The organism is Burkholderia sp. MSMB1498, from assembly GCF_001526245.1.
GTDB lineage: Bacteria > Pseudomonadota > Gammaproteobacteria > Burkholderiales > Burkholderiaceae > Burkholderia > Burkholderia savannae.
This window is the reverse complement of record NZ_LOYJ01000003.1, coordinates 95,911-114,683: the sequence shown is the minus strand read 5'-3', so window position 1 is coordinate 114,683 and position 18,773 is coordinate 95,911. Positions and strand designations below refer to the sequence as shown.

Sequence of the window (18,773 nt, the reverse complement as noted above, 5' to 3'; positions counted from 1 at the left end):
CTTCCTGCCTTCACCGTGACCGCTTCGTTGACGCTCCCCCGGCCGCCGCGCACCATTCTCGTGTCCTGTACGCGCCGCCTCGGCGACGTGTTGCTGACGACGCCGCTCGTCCGCTCGCTGAAGGCGCGCTGGCCCGACGCGCAGATCGACATGATCGTGTTTCGCGGCACCGAAGGCGTGCTCGAGCACAATCCCGACATCCGGCGCGTGATCACGGTCGCGCAGCGCGCGCGGCCGAAGGAACGCATCGCCGACGCGCTGCGCATCTGGCGCAAGTACGACCTCGCTTGCGCGGCGATCAACTCCGATCGCGCGCGTTTCTACGCGTTCTTCGCGGGCCGCAAGCGGATCGGGCTCGTCGATCCCGACCGGCTCACGTGGCTCACGCGCTTCATCCTGAACGGCATCGTGCTCGACGCGCATCGCGACGTGCATACCGTCACGAGCAATCTGTCGCTTGCCGGCGCGCTGGGCGCGACGCCGTGCGCCGACGTCGTCGCGCCCGGCATCGGCGACGATCCCGCCGCGCGCGCGCGCTTCGACGCGAAGCTGTACGCGACGCCCGCGCTCACGCGCGGCGAGCCGTACGTCGTGCTGCATCCGTATCCGATGTTCCGCTACAAGCAGTGGCGCGAGGACGGCTGGGTCGATCTCGTACGCTGGGCGCGCAGCCGGGGCTTCGCGGTCGCGCTGAGCGGCGGCCCCGCGCAGGCCGAGCGCGACTACGCGGCGCGGATCGCGCGGGCGTCGGGCGAGCCGGTGCTGAACATGGCGGGCGAGCTGTCGTTCGGCGAGAGCGCCGAAATGTTCCGGCGCGCGCGGCTCTTCATCGGCCCGGACACCGGCGCGACGCATGTCGCCGCCGCCTGCGGCGTTCCGACGATCGCGTTGTTCGGGCCGTCGAATCCGACGCGCTGGGGCCCATGGCCCGCGCACTGGCCGGCCGGCAACGAGCCGTGGCCGCTGCGCGGCTCGGGGCGGCGCGGCAACGTCTATCTGTTGCAGGGCGAAGGCGACTGCGTGCCGTGCAAGCTCGAAGGCTGCGACCGTCATCTGGAAAGCTGGAGCCGATGCTTGACGGAATTGTCGTCGGCGCGCGCGATCGGCGTCGCGACCGACATGCTCGGTCTCGGCGCGGCGCACGCGCAGGCCGACGGCGCGGTGCCGGTCGACGTCAGCCGGCTCGGCGCGAGGAAGTAGGGGCACGTCTGCCGCGCCTCGCATAACCGGGACGACGCGGCGAAGCATCGGCGAATCTTGCCGACGCGGTTCGTTCGGCGGGCGCAGCCGATCAGGCGCGCGGCGGCACGCAACGCGCGGCCGCGCCGGCGCGACGTTCGCGATTGGCGCCATGCATATGCGGCATGGTCGGCGAAGCGTTGTAATGTGCAGACCGCGGACCGCGGACCGCAGACCGCAGACCGCAGACCGCAGACCGCAGACCGCAGACCGCAGACCGCAGACCGTAGACCGTAGACCGTAGACCGACGCGACCGACGCAATGGCTTGTCGCGTTTGGCCCGGCGACAATGTGCCGGCGCCAATTCTTCGCGCCGCGCCTGAGGCGGCTTCACGCGATGCGGCGTCGTTTCCTGCCGACGCCATTTCCCCGGCGCGCTTGCTCCAGTGACGTCGCGGGCGTCGCTCGTGCGCGCCTCAGTCGCCCGCCTTCTCCGGCCGCGGATGTCCAAGCTTCAGGAAGCGGTAGTAGACCGTCTCGGCATTGAACACGGCGATCATGAAGCCGGCCCGTCCGTCCAGGAAGCCGCGCCGCAGCAGATACGTCCGCGCGAACGCCCATGCGGCGCGGCCGAGCGCCTTCGCGAATCCGCCGCGCTTGCCCGCCTCGCGCCGCTGTGCCGCGCCTGCGCTCGAATATGCGTCGAGCTTGCGCAGCACGGTTTCGAAGTCCTCGTACGAATAGTGGAGCAGTTGGCCGTCGAGCCTCGCGGACGGCCCGTCGAACACGAGCCGCTCGTGGACGAGATCGTCGGAAAAGCGCGCCGATTCGCGCTGGAAGAGGCGCGGCACCCAATCCGGATACCAGCCGCTATGGCGCACCCAGCTGCCGCAGAAGCTCGATAGCCGATCGAGCGCGTAGACCTGCGCGCGCGGCGCGCGGATCGCCGCCTGGATCGACGCGGCGAGTTCGGGCGTGACGATCTCGTCGGTGTCGATCGACAGAACCCAGTCGGTGTCGAGCGCGGCGACCGCGCGATTCTTCTGCGGCCCGAACCCCGGCCAGTCGACGGCGACGATCACGCGCGCGCCGTGCGCCTTCGCGATTTCGACGGTCGAGTCGGTGCTGCCGCCGTCGACGACGACGACGTCATCGGCGAACGACAGCGCGTCGAGACATTCGGCTAGCCGGGCCGCGGCGTTGAGGGCGATGAGGGCGACGCCGAGAGTGGGTTCTGCCATGAAAGCGATGGGTTGGTGCGAGGCGGGTGTTGAGAGTGAGCGCGAGTATACCCGCGCGGCGCGTGGCGGCCCGCGATGTCGCGCAAGCGGGGGCGCGGCTCGCCGCGTGGGGCGGCTCACGAGGCCGCGGCGCATCGAGCTGGATGGGCGGATCGAATGGACGAGCGGATCGAGCGGGGCAAGCGAGGCGGTGGCCCCGAGGAATCGGAGGGCCTGATTGTCCGGATGCGCGGAAGGCGGGGGCGAAAGAACGATCGGGCGGCCCGCAACGGCAGCCGCATGGCCGAATCGTACGCGGTTTGCGGCGCCTCACGTTATTTTTCATCACGACCCGCAATTCCGGGCGGATCAGCCGCGATGTGCTACCTTTTTCTATGCGCCCCGGCGCCAACGGCCGGTTGCGCCTTTTCACGGAGAGATTCGATGAAAGCACATCGCATGTTGTGGATTTCGATGGTCGCCGCCGGCGCGCTCGTGTCGTCGCTCGCCGTCGCTCAACCGCACGGCCCGGGCGGGCCGGGCGATGAGCGTCATGGGCCGCCTCCCGGCAAGCATTACGGCCGCGATCATGGCAATCACGGCGAGCGCGGCGATCAAGGCGGCCCGCGTCCCGGCGAGCATCGCGGCGACGAAAACGCCGCATGGCGTCGCGGCGATCGTCTGCCTGACGAATACCGGGACCGCCAGTACGTGATCGACGACTGGCGCGGCTACCGCCTGTCGCCGCCGCCGCGCGGCTATCACTGGGTCGGGATCGGCGGCGATTATCTGCTCGTGCGCATTTCGACGGGCGTCATCCTGCAGATCGGGCCGTAAGCCGGCCGGCGCGCGGCGCGCCGCACGCGGGCCTTCGCGCGATCCACACGGGGCGGGCGGGGCGAGCGCCGCGCACGTTCCGGTTCCGGGCGGCTCGGGATCGGACTGGCAGCTCCATTGCGGCTTCGTTGCGGCACCAGCGCGGCACCAGCGCGGCATCGGGGCGGGCATCCGTCAGGTTGCCGCGCGATGCGAGCCGATGCGGCCTCGTGCCGCGCCGTCATTTCCGTGCGCGCGGCGGCCCATTTTGGGTTTCCCGTCGCGGCTTCAGCTTTTGGCGAACCAGCGCCGCTCGATTTGCGACATCGTCCAGCCGACCGCCATCGCGCACGCGGTGCCGAGCGTCACCTCGCCGAGCCGCACGAGCGGGATGTCCCACAGCGGGCCTTCGCCCGGGAACAGCAGCACGATCGTCGCGGTGATCGCGCCGAGCCGCGCCGCGCTGCCGACGTTCAGACACCAGCAGCAGACGATCGCGGCCACGATCGTCACCGCGTACGCGACGAAGTGGCCGGCGCCCGTCGCCGCGCCCGCGAAGCCGATCAGGCCGCCCACCATCGCGCCGATGAACTGGTCGCGCGACAGGCTGATCGTGTCCGTGTAGTTGTGCTGCGTGACCGCGATCGCGGTGATCGCCGCCCACACGGCCTGCTCGGTGTGCAGCGCGCGGCCGATTCCGTAGGCGAGGCACGCGCCGCTCGCGGCCTGCACCGCCATCAGCAAGCCTTGCAGCAGGCGTTCCTTGAGCGAAAGGCCCTTGAACAGGTCGAGCACCGATTCCTGGATCTGCCGGCGCGCGTCGTTGAATGCTTTGATCGTTTCCATCGGGTTCATGCAGGGATCGGGGAATCAGCAGCGACTGCCGCACGGTCGGCGCGCGCGGGCGGCGGCGCGCATCGATCGCCGCCCCGCCGTCACGTGCGCGCCGAAACGGCGACGCGTCGCCGTTTCGGCGGCTGCGGCGGGCGCACCGTGCGCGTCGCGGCCACATCGAGCATCGTGCGGCCCCATGTCTGTCGTCGCGTTCGTTCGCGCTCGTCGTCGTGTCTGTCGTCGGTCGGCCGGCCGTCGCGCGCGACATCGCCCGCCGCGTTACTGCGCCGGCTCGGCGCTCGGGCGCTCGGCGTCGTCGACGAACGCCGCGTCGCGCGTCTCGGGCATCGCGAACCAGACGAGCAGCGTCGCGAGCGCGCCCGCGGCGGCGAGTCCGAAGAAGCTCGTCGCGTTGCCGAAGTGGTCGGCCGCGAAGCCGGCGAGCGCGGTACTGAGCGTTGCGCCGACGCCGGCCGCCAGTCCGAAGAGCCCGATGCACAGGTTGTAGCGCCCCTTGCCGCCCGCGACGTCGGCGGCGACGAGCGGCAGCATCACGCCGAACACGGCGGCGCTGATGCCGTCGAGCATCTGCACCGGCACGAGCAGGTATGGGCTCGAGACGCCCGCGAACAACAGCGCGCGCAGCGGCAGCGCGGCGAAGCCGAGCAGCAGGATCGGCCGGCGCCCCCAGCGCTGCGCCGAGCGGCCGACCCAGGGCGAGAGCATCGCGACGATCGCCTGCGGCACGATGATGCACGCGGCGATCACGAGCTGCACGTTCTCGCCCATGCCCGCCGTCACTTCGCCCGCCGCGAGGTTCAGCATCGCCGCGTTCGACAGGTGGAACAGCACGACGCACGCGGCGAAGATCAGCATCCGCTTGTCGCGCAGCAACTCGCGCAGCGTTTCGCGCTCTTCCTCGTCGTCGGTGCCGTCGCGCGGCGCGGCCGCGTGGTGGTGATGGTGCGTCGGCTCGATCATCGCGAGCGCGACGAGCGCTGGCAGCGCGAGCGCCGCCGTCAGCCAGAACACCGCGCGCGCGGAGAAGTACTCGCCCGTGAGCCCCATCAGGCCCGCCGCGACCGCGCTGCCGAGCGACGCCCAGCGGGCGTTGCGGCCGAGCCGGTCGCCGAGGTTCTCGCGGCCGACGAGCGCGAACGAGATTGCCGCCATTGCCGGCACGAGCATGCAGCTCGCGAAGCCGTGGAACACCTCGGCCGCGATCACGGGCACGATGGTCGGGCTCGTGGCGAGCAGCACCGCGGACAGGATGATCGCGGCGATCGCCCAGGCCGCCGCGCCTTTCTTGTTCTTCAGCGCGTCGACGGCCGCGCCGCCCGGCACCTGGCTCACCATCGCGCTGATCGTGCCGATCGACAGCACCATGCCGATCTCGCCCTGCGTCCACTTGTGCGAAGCCAGATACGACGCGATGAACGGACCGAAGCCCGTTTGCACGTTTGCGACGAAGAAGTTGAGCCAGTCGAGGGCGCGCAGGCTACGCGCGCTGACCGCATGCCGGAGCGTCATCGTTTCGCCCCTGCTTGAGCGGCGGCCGGCGCGGCCGCAGGGGCCACGGCCGGCGAGACGGCGAGGATCGGCTTGTCGCCGGCATAGGGCGGCGACGCCTTGAGCTGCGCGTCGCTCAGATCGAGCAGCGCGCGCAGCGATTTGTTCTTCGGCGCGAAGCGCAGCGCCGACCAGTTCGCGGCGATCGTGTGCCGGTCCGGATCGACGAGGCCGCCGACGTCGAGCACGACCGCCTGCGGCTGCGCGTCGCGGCCGATCAGCACGTCGACGACGCGGCCGATCTTCGCGCCGTTCGGGCGTTCGACGTCCGCGTCGATGATGCGCATCTGGCCGGGCTCGGCGCCCGCCTGCGTCGAGCCCGTGAGCGGCACCGTTCTCGGGCGGTCGGCGGGCGGCAGTTGCGCGGCCGCCGGCATGTCGAGGACGATCGGCTCTTGCCTGCCGCCCGGCGTGAAGCGGAACAGCTTCCACGGGAAGCTCACCTTGCGATCGCCGACGCCCATGAAGCCCTGCAGGTTCACGAGCATTTCGCGCGGCGCGCCGTTCGCGTCGGCCGTCATGTCGACCGCGCGGCCGATCACCTTGCCGCTGCGCCGCACTTCGCTGTCGAGCAGCGCGTGCACCTGGCCGCGCTCGATCGCGCGCGTCGTCACGAGCGGCGCGGGCGCAGACGCGGGCACGGGAGGCGGCGGCGCGGCGCGCGCCGGCTTCTTCGGCGGCGCGGCTTCGTGGTGCGGCTTCTTCGGCGGCGCGGCCTCGGCCGGCTCGGGCGCGCTCGCGGGCTCCGGGGCCGCGACGGGCTCGCTCGCCGGCTCGACGGGCACGGCGACCGCCTCGACGACGGGCGCGGGCGCCTGCGGCGCGCGGAACAGCGCGCAACCGGACAGCGCAAGCGTGGCGAGGACGACGGGAGCCGCAGTGGCGACGGGACTGGGGAGACGGAAGGCAGGACGCGGGAATCCGCCGCTCATCAAGAAATACTCCATGAACTGGGGCAGGCCGCGCGGGCGGTCGCTGTCGATGATGGCTGACGCCCCGAGGGCATCGCGGGAGGACAGAGTTTAACCTGTGAGGAATACGTGCCGGGGAAACGGCGCGCGGCGTTCGAATCGAATGGTACGCCCGTGCGGGCGGTGGTGGGGCGGGGGACGGATGGGCGGCGGCGATCGGCGGATGGCGAACGGCGGGTGATTCGCATTCGGCTTTTTGTTTTTCGATGTCTTTTGCCTCGCCCCGCCGAGGGATTTTTCGCGGGCGGGGCGCGAGGCGGCGGCCGCTCTCGATACGGCGGTCGCGAGGCTCGGCATTCGGCGGGGCCGAGGCGTCGCGGCGATTACTGGCCGATACGACGGAACCCGGAACCAGGCGGCGGGCACCAACTGCCGAACGTCGAACGTCGAACGTCGAACGTCGAACGTCGAACGTCGAACGTCGAACGTCGAACGTCGAACGTCGAACGTCGAACGCCGGAACGCCGGAACGCCGGAACGCCGGAACGCCGGAACGCCGGAACGCCGCGAGGCGGTCGTCGCCCTTGCGGCGCGACGACCGGCCCCTGACGTCCGCTCACACCGCTTCCGGAATCGGATTCCTGAAGCTGACGTTGAGCAGGTTCCATGCATTGATGGTCGCGATCGCGAAGCCGAGCTCGGCGATCTCGGCGTCGGAGAAGTGCGCCTGTAGCTCGGCAAACGCCGGGTCGCTCGGGTCCGTGCGCGGAATTCGCGCGACGCTTTCCGCCCATTGCAGCGCGGCGCGCTCGCGTGCGTCGAAGAACGGCGCCTCGCGCCAGCCGGCGACCGCGTTCAGGTGCCGCTGGTCGACGCCGAGGCGCACGAGATCGCGCCAGTGCATGTCGATGCAGTACGCGCAACCGTTGATCTGCGACACGCGCAGGAACACGAGATCGACGAGCCGCTTGTCGAGCGAGCCGCTCCACACGGTTTCGGACAGATGGAGCAGCGCGTTGAACGATTTCGACGCGAGCTTCGGGTACGGAAGACGGGGGGCGTGCGCCATGATCGGTTTCCTCTTGAAGGCGGGGGCCGCCCGATGCGGCCCTCTCGCCTACAAGACGCGTCGCGGCGCGCGTTTGTGACAGACTTTTTGCTGGAGAGAGGGGCGGTGCGGCTCGGCGCGGGTCGAAATCGATGGCCGTTTGGACGATGGGATGGTCTTCGAGGCGTGCCATACCATGCTGGCTATGAGTCGAGCCGAGCGGAGCCGAGCCAAGTCGATTCGAGTCGAGTCGAGTCGAGCCAACCAAGCCAAACCGAGCCAAGTCAGGCCAAGTCAGGCCAAGTCAGGCGCGTCGAATCGAATCAAGCCAAACCGTTCGACAGCGAACTAAGCAGTGAAGCCGAGCCGTAACGCAATGAGCCGTCGCGCAGCGCGCGCGGCGGCACGCGGCGCCGCGGCGGCGACGCGCGATTCGCCGCGCGACATCGCGCACAGACGCGGGCCGCCGCGCGCCCCCCGGCAGCGTTCACGCGTCGCGTGTCGGGATATGCGCAAGCTTGTCCGGGTTGCGCACCGCGTAGATCGCGACGATTCGCGCGCCGTCGGTGACGAACGCCTGCGCCGACTCGATCTGCCCGTCGATGAAGCGCAGCAGGCCCGGCTCGCCGTTGATTTGCACGAGGCGGTATTCGATGCGCCCGACGTTACGCCGGCCGACGACCCAGTACAGATTCGCGATCCGGAGCGCGCCGCGCAGCACCTTGAAGAACGACGGCACCTTGCCGCCGCCGTCGCCGACGAGCTCGACGTCGTCGGCGAGGAGCGCCTGGATCGCGCCGCGCTCGCCGCTCGCCGCGGCCTGCGCGAAGCGCTCGACGAGCTGCCGGTGCCGATCGCGCGACACGTCGAAGCGCCGGTGCGCCTGCTGCACGCGCGTCGACGCGCGATGAACGAGCTGCCGGCAGGCGGCCTCGCTCTTGTCGAGCAGTTGCGCGATTTCCGCGTAGTCGCGCTCGAACGCCTGACGCAGCAGGAACGCCGCGCGTTCCTCGGGCGACAGCCGCTCGAGCACCCACAGCAGCGCGACCGACAGATCGTCGGCGAACTCTGCCGCGGTCTCGGGCGTGCGCTCGTCGACGTCGACGAGCGGTTCGGGGAGCCACCAGCCGACATACGCGTCGCGCTGTGCCTTCGCGGCGCGCAGCCGGTCGATCGACAGCCGGGTGACGACGGTGACGAGCCACGCCTCGGCCGAGTCGAGCGCGCCGTGATCCGCTTGGTGCCAGCGCAGCCATGCGTCCTGCAGCACGTCCTCGGCGTCGGCGCGCGTGCCGAGCATCCGGTACGCGATCGAGAAGAGGCGCGGGCGCAGCGTGGTGAACGGTTCGTCGGACGGCTTCGGTCGGAAGGTTTCGGTGATGTTCGTAGGGGGCTTGAATGGCTAACGGTCCATCCCACCAAGACGGGGCGGGCCGCGTTTTTGTGACAGCGGCGAGCGGGGCGATGCGCCGAAGCCCGGCGCTTGGCCGTTTGTCGGGGGACGGAGCGCATCCGGCGACGGGCGCGCGGCGCTCAAGGCTTGGTCGTCCGCGCGCCGCCGCCCGATTCCGGGGCTGGCTCCGGCTCCGGCTCGCCCGTGCGCTGCCGAACGACGGCGAACAGCTCGTCGCGCAGCCAGCGGTGCGCGGGATCGGCTTGCAGACGCGGATGCCATGCGGCGGCCAGCTTGAAGCCTTCGACTTCGACCGGCAGCGGCAGCAGATCGAGCCGCTTGGCGAAGCGCATCAGGAAGCGCTCGGGCAGCGCGCACACGTAGTCGGTCGCTTCGAGCACGAGCGGCGCGAGATGGTACTGCTGGACCGACACCGCGACGGCCCGCGAGCGCCCCAGCGCGCGCAGGCGGTCGTCCATGAAGCCGTGAAAACCGCCGCCGTCGCCCGACACGATCACGTGACGAAGCGCGCAGTATGCGTCGAGGTCGGGCGGCGCGAGCCCGCGCGGATGTCCCTTGCGCTGCGCCATCACATATCGTTCCTGCAGCAGCGGGCGCGCGACCGTCGTGCGCGGCACCGAGAAATCGGCGGCGATCAGCAGATCGGCCTCGCCGCGCTCGAGCATCGCACCCGCGGCGTCGGCGGGCAGGTTGCGGAACGCGAGACGCACGCCCGGCGCGCGCGTCGCGACGCGCCGCACGAGATCGAGACCGGCCATCACGAAGCCGTTGTCGCTCGCGACGATCTGGAACGTGCGTTCGTCGGTGGACGGATCGAACGCCGCGCCGTGACGCAGCGCGGTCCGCAGCTCGCGCAGCGCGCCGCGCAACGGGCCGCGCAGCGCGAGCGCCCGCGCGGTCGGCACCATCCCGCGGCCGTTCTTCGCGGGCAGCAGCAGCGGATCGCCGATCAGCTCGCGCAGGCGCGCCAGTTGCGCGGACAGCGCCGGCTGGCTCAGATGCAGCCGCGCGGCCGCGCGGGTCACGTTCGCCTCTTCGAGCAGCACGTCGAGGGCGGCGAGCAGCGCGAGATCGGCGCCGCGCCATTCGGTCGACGTATTTCCCATGTGAATGGCTCCAATACGAAGAATCGATTTCAAATATACCAACAGGGTGCGCAGACTGTCGCCAAGCGCGGCTTCGGTGGCCGCGATCGGGACATTTGAAGGGGATTCGATGAAGACACACGAACCCGAGCGTCACGCGCTGCGCGCGCTCGCCAGCGCGAATTTCGCGATGGGCAGCATGTCGTACGGCGTGGTGGGCGCGCTGCCGTCGCTCGCCGCCGACTGGCGGATCGCGCCGGGGCGCGCGGCGCTGTTGATGGCGGCGTTCTCGATCGCGTTCGCGCTCGGCGCGCCGATGCTGCAGATGCTGATCGGGCATCGGCGGCGGCGCGGTGTCCTGATCGCCGGCCTGCTGACGACGTCGCTCGCGACGCTCGCCGGCGCGTTCGCGCCGGGCTTCGGCTGGCTGTTCGCGACGCGGATCGTCGCGGGCGTCGGCGCGGGCGCGGTGAGCCCCGTCGCGACCGCGATCGGCGCCGGGCTCGCGCCGGCCGAGCGGCAGGGCAAGGCGCTCGCGATTGTGTTCGTCGGCGTGACGTTATCGAGCGTCGTCAGCGCGCCGCTGTCGGCCTGGGTCGCGCAGGCGCTCGGTTGGCGCGAGACATTCGGCTGGCTCGCCGCCGTCGCGCTCGGCAGCGCCGCATGGATCGCCTGCACGGTTCGCGACGCGTCGCGCGGCGAGCGGATGCGCCCGGGCGGGCTGCTTGCGTTGCTCGCGCGTCCCGCGACGGCGGCGGGCCTCGCCGTCGTCGTGCTGCAGACGGGCGCGTTCTTCTGCACGTACACGCTGATCCTGCCGCTGCTGCATCGGCGCTTCGGCGCGAGCCCGGGCGACGGCGCGTTCGCGCTCCTCGTGTTCGGCGTGACGGGCGTGCTCGGCAATCTCGTCGCGCAGCGCGTGGCGCGCCGCTGGTCGGCCGATTCGCTGCTCGGCGCGGCGATGGGCGCGATGCTCGTGGTGTTCACGGTGTTCGGGGGCATGGCCGCGCTCGCGACGGCGGGCTTCGCCGGCGGCGCGCGATTCGCGGCGGCGCTCGCGCTGCTCGCGCTCTGGGCTTTGATGCAGGATCTGTTCTATCCGTCGCAGTTGCGGCGCGTCGTGGGTCTCGAGCCGAATTACCGTGCGATGGCGCTCGCACTCAATTCGTCGGGGATCTTCGCCGGCATCTCGCTCGGCTCGGCGCTCGGCGGGCGGGTCGCGGACACGTGGGGCGTGGGCCGGCTCGCACCGGCGTCTGCGGCGCTGACGGTCGCCGCGCTGATTGCATTGGGGATCTCGCGGCGATACGTGGCCGCGCCGCGCACGAGCGCACGCGCGGCGGGGGCGCCCGTGCTCAGATGACGCGCGAATCGGGCGCGCGCGAGCGCAGGCTCGCGAGCCGTCTCGTTTTTTTGTCGACGCGTCAGGCGTTCGGCCGCGCACAGCCGGACGAGCCGGACATGCTTCAGCGTGCCGTTCCGCTGCGGCGTCGGCGTGCCGAGATGCGGCGCGTTGTCGGTCGGCTCGACGTTGCGTGGCCGGAGCCGGGCTCAGACGCCGGATGCTGGCCGCCGTCGCCATCGCGGCCGCAAGTATCGCGACGTCGCCGACTCCGCACGGCTCGTCGCGCGACATCGCGGTATCAATAACCGTGCGTGACGAGCGACAGCACCGACAGATCCGGATGCGTGCCGTCGACGATGCTGCGGCCGATCGACACCGCCTCGTGGAACGCCTCGTCGGCGCTGCGGAAGCTCTCTTCGCCGTCCGCATGGAACGGCACGGTGTGACCGGGCAGCGCCGGATCGGCGCCCGGGTGGCACACGTAGCCGGCGTACGTGTAGCGGTTTGCGTCGGCCTGCGTCGGGGCCGGCGACACGTGGATCTCGAAGCTTTCGTAATCGACGTGTCGAGACGGGAGTGGCGATTCGGACATGGCTGTCTCCTGGGCCGCGTTCGGCGCATCTGGCGCCAGTCGCGCGGCCGTCTTTCGTTGTTGTCCTTTGAAGGAAATTCTAGGCGATGCGGGGCGCGGCGGCGGGTGCGGCGCAGCGTGCGGGGCGACGCCGCGGCTGGCGCGAGCACGTTGCGGGCGGCCGCGAGCGTGCAGCAGGCGGCCGATGGGCCGATGACGGTTCGCCACGCGGCTGCGGCCGGGATGCGCGGTGCATCGCCTGCTGCGCGATGGATTCGCTCACTGCGGGAGGGGCTATGCAACCCGAATTTTCTCGAAGCGTATGGCATGCGGTTGCCGTTGGGGTAACGACGGCCGGATTGGCGATGGCGATGGCAATGGCAATGGCAATGGCATCCTGCTCGAAGCCGGGCGGCTCGAACGCCGATTCGAGTCCGACCGGCGCGACGGGCGGCGTGCAGCCCGTGTCGATGGCGTTGTCTGGCAGTTCCGGCGCGGCGTCTGGCGGCGCATCCGGTGGCGGTTGATCCACGAATTTCGCCAGTTCGGCGCATGGCGAACACCGAGCACCGAGCACCGAGCACCGAGCACCGAGCACCGAGCACCGAGCACCGAACACCGAACACCGAACACCGAACACCGAACACCGAACACCGAACACCGAACGCGCCGCGCGCCTGGGCCGACGCGCGATTCGCCTGATCTGCCGACGCGCACGACGATCGGCTCCGCACCGAGCCGCGAAGACGGGCTGCTCGAGTTGAGCGAAGAGCGTCCGCCGAAAGGCGGCGACGATCGTTTGCTCGACCCTAGCGACTCGTCGATCCGCGGCGGCAGCGCGGCTGTGAAGCGGAGGCCGTTCGATGTCGATGCCGCGCCCGACAATCGGCGCGCGAGACGGGCAATGCCGATCCCGGTAGCGACACGGATCATGGCGGAACGGGCCGGTGCGCATCGGCGGACGGTGATTCGACGCTCGATGAACGCGCGGATGTCGAGCCTGACCGGACAGGCTCGGGTCGCGGTCGACGCGCGATGGTTGGCGGATGCGCGCGCTTTTCTTCAACGCCGTTGCGAAATGTGACGTTGTCGGCGGAACTGCATCGCGGCGGCGCTCGAAACGTCGGCCGATACGCGCGCGCTCGCTCTTGGGGGCGACCTTGCATGCGCTCGGGCGGTTAGGGCGCATCAGGACGCATCAGGGCGCAACAGGGTGCATCGCGTCGGCTCACGGTGCGATGCGAACGATAGCCGACGTGGAATTTTCGTCGGAGTTATATGTACCTGCATGAATCTTCATTTCTGCAATCACCGAAACCATGCTGCCGGCCGGCAGGACGACGGCCTGCATATCGTCCATTTCGGCATTGGGCAGGAACTCGTAACTGTCGCCTGCGCGTTCCAGCAAGTTTGCGCTCGCGACAAGTTCTCCTTCGTCCTCGTGAAACACGGTTCCGGCTTTCGCATCCACGGGCAGTTTGCGTACGCGCAACTGGTACGTGTCTTTGTTGCTGCTGGTCAACGCGAAAGTGCTGTTGCGCGGGTTTTTCGACTTTGCATGGATCACGAGCAGGCGGAGGTTGTCGTGATAGGGCAGCACCTGCGTGTCGAGCGTGATGTTGTTCTGCCAGTCTGTCGAACCGCCGAGCCAGAAAATCCATGCCGCCCATCCGCCTGCGACGAGAATGGCGATGCACGACAGCACTTTCAGAATCAGATCGAGGATTTCGATGGCTCGTTTCATAACCAATGCCTCCGGTAATCGTCCGCCCGTGCCGCCGCGCGCATCACGCCTTCGCTGTCCCCGCACGCGCAAATTGTCGATCGAATAGCCGCACGGCGTCGCGCGCCGAGCCCCCGCACATATCGACAGCGGCCGTTCAGATTCGCGATCGCGACGGGCCCGGACGCGACGAGTGAACTGGACGTCGATTGAATCGACACTCAGCCCACCTCGTCGTTCGACATCGGGATGTCGTGCGTCTTCGCGCCCGCGTCCGGCGTATCGAAGGCGGCCTTGCTGCGTGTCGCGGCCGCTTGCTTGTCGATGCCCATGTTTGCACCGGTTCCGGTCACGGAATACACCGCGCCGCCGTCAGCGCGAAGGGAACGGCGTCGAGTTCACGATCGTCGGCGTGATGCCGGTGAGATGCGCGATCGACGTGAACGCAGGGCCGGCGCACGTGTACGACTGCGTCGCGTGCATCATGTCGCCGTTCCGCCTGAACGACAACGAGCGTCCGTTCGCGCCGAATGTCGGATCGTCATTGCGCGTATGACTGGCGTATGACCGGCGCTGCGGGCCATGTCGATGGGCGCACCGATCGATTCGACCGCGCGGAGGAAGACGTTCCGCGCGCCGTTGGCCACGCTTTCGAAACATCGCGGCGAATCGTTGCGCTCCATCGGCGCGACGTTCGCTCATTTCGTTTGGACACCGAACGTCGACAGCCGTCGACCGCACACATCACGTACCACGCACCACCATTCATCGACGGAAACCCGATGGCCGACACCCGCCCGTAAAGCGGCGCGCGCCCCGGCGACGCGATATGTCAGGAAATGCAGGCAATGCGAGCGTTCGATGCGTGTTTTGCGGCTAGTGGATACCTTCTAGCGCGCGCTTTGACCACGGGTATGTTTCGACATAGAACCTACTCGAAAGCAAACTGTGAAGTGTCGCGACGGCCCGATCAGGAGACGCCGTGAAAAAATCGAAAACGCTTTGGCGAACGGTATCGCTGTTGACGATGATCGGTGCCGCTGTTGCGGTATGGCGATACGTGATGCCGTCGCCGGCCGCCGCCGCTTGGCCCGCGCAATCCGGTGCGACGCCGAGCGAACGGGTCGAACCGTCCGCGGGCGCGACGCCGAGCGAAATGCTCGCCGACGCCGGCCCCGCTGAGCGCAAGCTGGATCTCGTCGCACTGCGAAAGAGTCTTGCGGGCCGCGCGGACGCGGAAGCGCAGGTGCAGCGCATCGTTGCATTCGCTCGCTTCCGAGATCGGGTCGCCGCATACGGCGAAGGCAGGAACAGCATGCCGGTTGCGCAAAGAGCCCGATTGGCCCATCAGATTCTTGCGGAATTGCCCGAGCATGTTGCGCGCAACGAAATTGTCCCGGTGCAGGCCGAGGCGATTGGCGTCGCGCTGGTTGCCGACACGACGGCGGATTCCGCGACGCGCAGCGCGGCCATCCAGGCGATGCGGCAGCAGTGGGATGCCTATGCGCGGCGGACCGTCGGCCCGTCGCCCGCGCAGGACCCGCGCTATCAGGCCTATGCGCAGCAGAGCCGCGACATCGTCATGCAGGTGCAGGCGAGCATTTCCGATCCCGGCCAGCAACAGGCCGTCATCGCGCAGCGTCTGCAGGCGCTGCGCGTTCAGCTGTTCGACCAGTCGTCCCGTCCCGACACCCGTTGAGCGAGCCGCGCGCTCGTGACCGTGCGCCGTGGCGGCGAAAAAAAACGATCGATAGAGATGGAGGAGCGAATGTCCGTTCTCGAATGCGTCAAACGCGTCTGCGGCGCCGGCCTGCTGAGCCTCGCGACCCTCGACGGGCATGCCGCGAGCGCGGCGATGCAGGATTCGTCGATTCCCTATTATTCGTGGTACGAAGTGACGCTGCCGGAAAGCAGCGGCGCGTCGTGCGGCAACGGCACGCCGATGCGCTTCTACGTCAATCGCGCGCAGTCGGACAGCCTGCTCCTTATGATGGAGCCCGGCGGCGCATGCTGGGATCACGGCACCTGCACCGAAACGGCGGCCGGCTCGCAGGCGGGGCTGGGCGCGCTCAATCCCGGCGGCGTTCCGCGGAACTACGTGAACGGCACCGTGCAGCAGAGCCTGAAGACGTCGTTCCTGTCGCCGTTGATGACGCGAATGGATCTCGCGCATATCCTCGTCGGCGAGCCGAAGGTGGAAACGCAGGATTGGACCCAGGTGTTCGTTCCGTACTGCACGGGCGATATTCACATGGGCAGTGCGGTGCGCAGCTACACGTCGCCGTCGGGCGACTGGCGGATTCAGCATTACAACGGACTGAAGAACATGCGGGTGGTCGCGCAGTGGCTCGTCGACCACGGATTCGGCCAGCCGAACCGGCTGCTCGTGTACGGCACGAGCGCGGGCGGCTACGGCACGCTCGGCAACTATGCGACGCTGCGCAACACGTTGCGGCCGCAGATGCACAGCTCGCTGCTCGACGACGCGGGCACCGTCTTTTTTACGCGCTTCGGCGCCGATCCGGCGACGCATCCGTCCGTCGGGCTATACGACAAGGTGCGCGACGAGTGGGGGATGACGGCGCCGGACGGCATGATCACGATCAACAGCCGGCTGACCCGCAACTTCGATCCCGGTAACATGGGCAGCGCGTACGCAGCGTTGTCGGCGACCTATCCGCACGACCGCTTCGGCTTCACGACGTACCGGCGCGACAAGATCATCGCGGCCTACCATTACCGCCCGTTCGTGTCCGCGGTGATTGCGGCGCCGGACGACGCGGCCAAGGACGAACTGTCGCTCGCGATGTTCGATCAGGAGCTGAGCAACTTGAAGGAGGTGCTCAATGCGCTGCCGAACTTCGGCTATTTCATGCCGTGGGCGCGCGACGACTTCATCGGCAACCATCAGGTGACGGCGGTCAGCTTCACGGGATCGGGCATCCACGAGAGCGGCATCGACGCGGACGTCGGGACGTTCGTCGCCGATCTGCTCAATCAGCGGGACCCGGCGGATACGCCCGTGATGAAGGCGTATCGCACCGAGCAGTGGTCGGATTTCACGTTGTCGACATTCCTCGCGTGGATCGACAGCATCTTCAACCTGACCGGCGAGGCGGGGCCGATCTCGGGGCATCGGGCGTGAGCGTGCGATGCGCAAGTCGGCGTCGTGAAGCGTGCGATGGCCGCAGGCGCCGTGGCGTTTCGAATGCGCTCGAGCGCCGCACGCAAGCAGTTGGATCGCCGGATCATCGACTCGCTGACTCGCTGACTCGCTGACTCACTGACTCGCCGAATCGCCGAATCGCCGAATCGCCGCGATGTGTGACGCGCCGCGCGGACGTGTGGTGAATCCTGCGCGATTCGGCGGTTGTCGGCGTTTCACGCGAGGCGTTCGCGCGAGCCGTCGTGGCGAGACGAGCGGGAGGCGGGGCAGTGGGCCATCAGGCGATTGGCGACGCGTTCGGACGCCGATTCGGCGATGACATGTCGACGCACGGATGTGGCGCGGCGACGGACGCGCGCCTTTCCACGCTCGGCGGCGGCCCGCGAGCCGCCGCTATTGCATCGAGCGCTTCGTCGGCGCGTCATTTCTTCTCGGGCAGGAACCAGTTCATCACGAGCGCGCAGATGCCGCCCGTGGCGACGCCCGATTCCAGCACGTTCTTCAGCGCGTGCGGCAGGCTCGTCAGGATCTCCGGCACTTGCGACACGCCGAGGCCGAGCGCGAGCGAGACGGCGATGATCAGCAGCGCGCGGCGGTCCAGCCGGATGCCGGCGAGGATGTTGATGCCGGACGCGGCGACCGCGCCGAACATCACCATCGCGGCGCCGCCGAGCACGGGCTCGGGCACGGCCTGCAGGACGCCGGCGACGACGGGGAAGAGGCCGAGCAGCACGAGCATGCCTGCGATCCAGATGCCGACATGGCGGCTCGCGATGCCGGTGAGCTGGATCACGCCGTTGTTCTGTGCGAACACGGAGCTGGGGAACGTGTTGAAGACGCCGGCCAGCAGCGAATTGGCGCCGTTGACGAGCACGCCGCCCTTGATGCGTCGCATCCACAGCGCGCCCTCGACGGGCTGCCGGGAAATCTTGCTGGTGGCGGTGACGTCGCCGATCGCTTCGAGCGACGTGACGAGATAGATGATCAGCATCGGCACGAAAAGCGACCACGAGAAGCCGAGGCCGAAGTGCAGCGGTGTCGGGATCTGGAAGAGCGCGGCTTCGCGCGCGCCGGTGAAATCGAGACGGCCCATCGCGGCCGCCGCGAGATAGCCGATGGCGAGCGCGATGACGAGCGCGGTGCTGCGCACCCAGACGACGGGCACCCGGTTGAGCAGGATGATGGTGCCGAGGACGAGGCCGGACAGAGTCAGGTTCTGGATGCTGCCGAAGCTGCCCTTGGCGATCGCGCCGTAGCCGCCGCCCATGCTGACGAGGCCGACCTTGATGAGCGTGAGGCCGATCAGCAGCACGACGATGCCGGTGACGAGCGGCGTGATGAGGCGCTTGACGAAGGGCAGGACGCGGGACACGGCCATCTCGACGAACGAGCCGGCGATGACGACGCCGAAGATCGCGGCCATTACCGTCTCGACGGGCGCGCCCTGCTTGACCATCAGGCCGCCGCCGGCGATGAGCGGGCCGACGAAGTTGAAGCTCGTGCCCTGGACGATGAGCAGACCCGCGCCGAGCGGGCCGAAGCGTTTGCACTGGACGAATGTGGCGATGCCGGAGATCACGAGCGACATCGACACGATGAGCGTGGTGTCGCGGCTCGCGACGCCGAGCGCTTGGCAGATCAGCAGGCCGGGCGTGACGATGGGCACCAGGATCGCGAGCAGGTGCTGCAGCGCGGCGACGAAGGCGACCGCCGGCGCGGGGCGATCGTCGGGGCCGTAGACGAGGTCTTGGACGGATTCGGCGTCGTCGGCGCCGGGGGAAGCGGGTTGAGCGAGCGGGGCGGGTTGCATGGCGAAAGTGCCGGTCCGGGTGGAAAGTGCGGGATTTTAACGGAAGGCCCGACCGCGCCCTCCCGGAAAGGCTTCCGGCTG

General features: G+C 69.2%; 16 protein-coding genes. 6 read left to right on the top strand and 10 right to left on the bottom strand.

The genetic code is table 11. The annotated features are described in order from the left end of the window. Positions 1-27: 27 nt before the first annotated feature. Positions 28-1,200: a putative lipopolysaccharide heptosyltransferase III gene (gene rfaQ / locus WS91_RS00855; protein WP_038754816.1), complete on the top strand. Its 1,173-nt coding sequence runs from the start codon at positions 28-30 to the stop codon at positions 1,198-1,200. Positions 1,201-1,656: 456 nt separating this feature from the next. Here rfaQ and WS91_RS00850 read toward each other — a convergent pair whose 3' ends face one another. Further along, entirely contained in the window at positions 1,657-2,421 is a 765-nt protein-coding gene (locus WS91_RS00850) for a glycosyltransferase family 2 protein (protein ID WP_059645737.1), read from the bottom strand. Between the two features lie 423 nt (positions 2,422-2,844). Here WS91_RS00850 and WS91_RS00845 point away from each other — a divergent pair, with 423 nt between their 5' ends. After that, positions 2,845-3,237 carry an RcnB family protein gene (locus WS91_RS00845; protein WP_038754811.1) on the top strand — a complete coding sequence of 131 codons (393 nt, stop codon included), beginning with the start codon at positions 2,845-2,847 and terminating at the stop codon, positions 3,235-3,237. Between the two features lie 267 nt (positions 3,238-3,504). Here WS91_RS00845 and WS91_RS00840 read toward each other — a convergent pair whose 3' ends face one another. The 6 genes from WS91_RS00840 to WS91_RS00815 all read right to left on the bottom strand — a co-directional run bounded on the left by WS91_RS00840 (position 3,505) and on the right by WS91_RS00815 (position 10,098). After that, a complete protein-coding gene (locus WS91_RS00840; RefSeq protein ID WP_052145211.1) occupies positions 3,505-4,062 on the bottom strand; it encodes an FUSC family protein in 558 nt (185 codons plus the stop codon). A 267-nt stretch (positions 4,063-4,329) separates the two neighbouring features. Then, positions 4,330-5,580, bottom strand: a complete 1,251-nt coding sequence (locus WS91_RS00835) for an MFS transporter (RefSeq protein ID WP_059669580.1) — start codon at positions 5,578-5,580, stop codon at positions 4,330-4,332. Further along, on the bottom strand, positions 5,577-6,551 hold the full coding sequence (locus tag WS91_RS00830; RefSeq protein ID WP_038754836.1) for a hypothetical protein: 975 nt from the start codon (positions 6,549-6,551) through the stop codon (positions 5,577-5,579). Before WS91_RS00830 ends, WS91_RS00835 begins: the two co-directional genes overlap by 4 nt. 595 nt (positions 6,552-7,146) lie before the next feature. Further along, positions 7,147-7,599, bottom strand: coding sequence for a carboxymuconolactone decarboxylase family protein (locus tag WS91_RS00825; protein ID WP_059669579.1), 453 nt, complete (start codon positions 7,597-7,599; stop codon positions 7,147-7,149). A gap of 466 nt (positions 7,600-8,065) precedes the next feature. Continuing rightward, positions 8,066-8,959: an RNA polymerase sigma-70 factor gene (locus tag WS91_RS00820; RefSeq protein ID WP_059574670.1), complete on the bottom strand. Its 894-nt coding sequence runs from the start codon at positions 8,957-8,959 to the stop codon at positions 8,066-8,068. Between the two features lie 152 nt (positions 8,960-9,111). Then, on the bottom strand, positions 9,112-10,098 hold the full coding sequence (locus WS91_RS00815) for a LysR family transcriptional regulator (protein ID WP_052145168.1): 987 nt from the start codon (positions 10,096-10,098) through the stop codon (positions 9,112-9,114). A 109-nt stretch (positions 10,099-10,207) separates the two neighbouring features. Here WS91_RS00815 and WS91_RS00810 point away from each other — a divergent pair, with 109 nt between their 5' ends. Beyond that, positions 10,208-11,440, top strand: coding sequence for an MFS transporter (locus WS91_RS00810; protein ID WP_059574668.1), 1,233 nt, complete (start codon positions 10,208-10,210; stop codon positions 11,438-11,440). 280 nt (positions 11,441-11,720) lie between these two features. Here the strand turns inward: WS91_RS00810 and WS91_RS00805 are convergent, their stop codons facing one another. Continuing rightward, positions 11,721-12,014, bottom strand: coding sequence for a hypothetical protein (locus tag WS91_RS00805; RefSeq protein WP_059574666.1), 294 nt, complete (start codon positions 12,012-12,014; stop codon positions 11,721-11,723). A 229-nt stretch (positions 12,015-12,243) separates the two neighbouring features. On the opposite strand from WS91_RS00805, the gene WS91_RS38075 reads away from it, so the two are divergent. Next, positions 12,244-13,077, top strand: a complete 834-nt coding sequence (locus WS91_RS38075; protein WP_231751954.1) for a hypothetical protein — start codon at positions 12,244-12,246, stop codon at positions 13,075-13,077. Between the two features lie 144 nt (positions 13,078-13,221). Here the strand turns inward: WS91_RS38075 and WS91_RS00800 are convergent, their stop codons facing one another. Continuing rightward, positions 13,222-13,737 (bottom strand): hypothetical protein, encoded by a 516-nt coding sequence (locus tag WS91_RS00800; protein ID WP_038753150.1) that lies wholly within the window; start codon positions 13,735-13,737, stop codon positions 13,222-13,224. A gap of 961 nt (positions 13,738-14,698) precedes the next feature. Between WS91_RS00800 and plcR the strand changes: the two genes are divergently transcribed. After that, positions 14,699-15,415 carry a phospholipase C accessory protein PlcR gene (plcR, locus tag WS91_RS00795; protein ID WP_059669578.1) on the top strand — a complete coding sequence of 239 codons (717 nt, stop codon included), beginning with the start codon at positions 14,699-14,701 and terminating at the stop codon, positions 15,413-15,415. 57 nt (positions 15,416-15,472) lie between these two features. Then, on the top strand, positions 15,473-16,861 hold the full coding sequence (locus WS91_RS00790) for a pectin acetylesterase-family hydrolase (protein ID WP_059669577.1): 1,389 nt from the start codon (positions 15,473-15,475) through the stop codon (positions 16,859-16,861). Between the two features lie 442 nt (positions 16,862-17,303). Here the strand turns inward: WS91_RS00790 and WS91_RS00785 are convergent, their stop codons facing one another. Then, entirely contained in the window at positions 17,304-18,692 is a 1,389-nt protein-coding gene (locus WS91_RS00785; RefSeq protein ID WP_038753145.1) for a nucleobase:cation symporter-2 family protein, read from the bottom strand. Positions 18,693-18,773: the final 81 nt, after the last annotated feature.

Coding starts and splice junctions, on each gene's coding strand:
- WS91_RS00850 (WP_059645737.1), bottom strand. CDS start 2,421: ATGGCAGAACCCACTCTCGGCGTCGCCCTCATCGCCCTCAACGCCGCG.
- WS91_RS00785 (WP_038753145.1), bottom strand. CDS start 18,692: ATGCAACCCGCCCCGCTCGCTCAACCCGCTTCCCCCGGCGCCGACGAC.
- WS91_RS00810 (WP_059574668.1), top strand. CDS start 10,208: ATGAAGACACACGAACCCGAGCGTCACGCGCTGCGCGCGCTCGCCAGC.
- WS91_RS00790 (WP_059669577.1), top strand. CDS start 15,473: ATGGAGGAGCGAATGTCCGTTCTCGAATGCGTCAAACGCGTCTGCGGC.
- WS91_RS00815 (WP_052145168.1), bottom strand. CDS start 10,098: ATGGGAAATACGTCGACCGAATGGCGCGGCGCCGATCTCGCGCTGCTC.
- WS91_RS00830 (WP_038754836.1), bottom strand. CDS start 6,551: ATGAGCGGCGGATTCCCGCGTCCTGCCTTCCGTCTCCCCAGTCCCGTC.
- WS91_RS00835 (WP_059669580.1), bottom strand. CDS start 5,580: ATGACGCTCCGGCATGCGGTCAGCGCGCGTAGCCTGCGCGCCCTCGAC.
- WS91_RS00840 (WP_052145211.1), bottom strand. CDS start 4,062: ATGGAAACGATCAAAGCATTCAACGACGCGCGCCGGCAGATCCAGGAA.
- WS91_RS00825 (WP_059669579.1), bottom strand. CDS start 7,599: ATGGCGCACGCCCCCCGTCTTCCGTACCCGAAGCTCGCGTCGAAATCG.
- WS91_RS00845 (WP_038754811.1), top strand. CDS start 2,845: ATGAAAGCACATCGCATGTTGTGGATTTCGATGGTCGCCGCCGGCGCG.
- WS91_RS00800 (WP_038753150.1), bottom strand. CDS start 13,737: ATGAAACGAGCCATCGAAATCCTCGATCTGATTCTGAAAGTGCTGTCG.
- WS91_RS00805 (WP_059574666.1), bottom strand. CDS start 12,014: ATGTCCGAATCGCCACTCCCGTCTCGACACGTCGATTACGAAAGCTTC.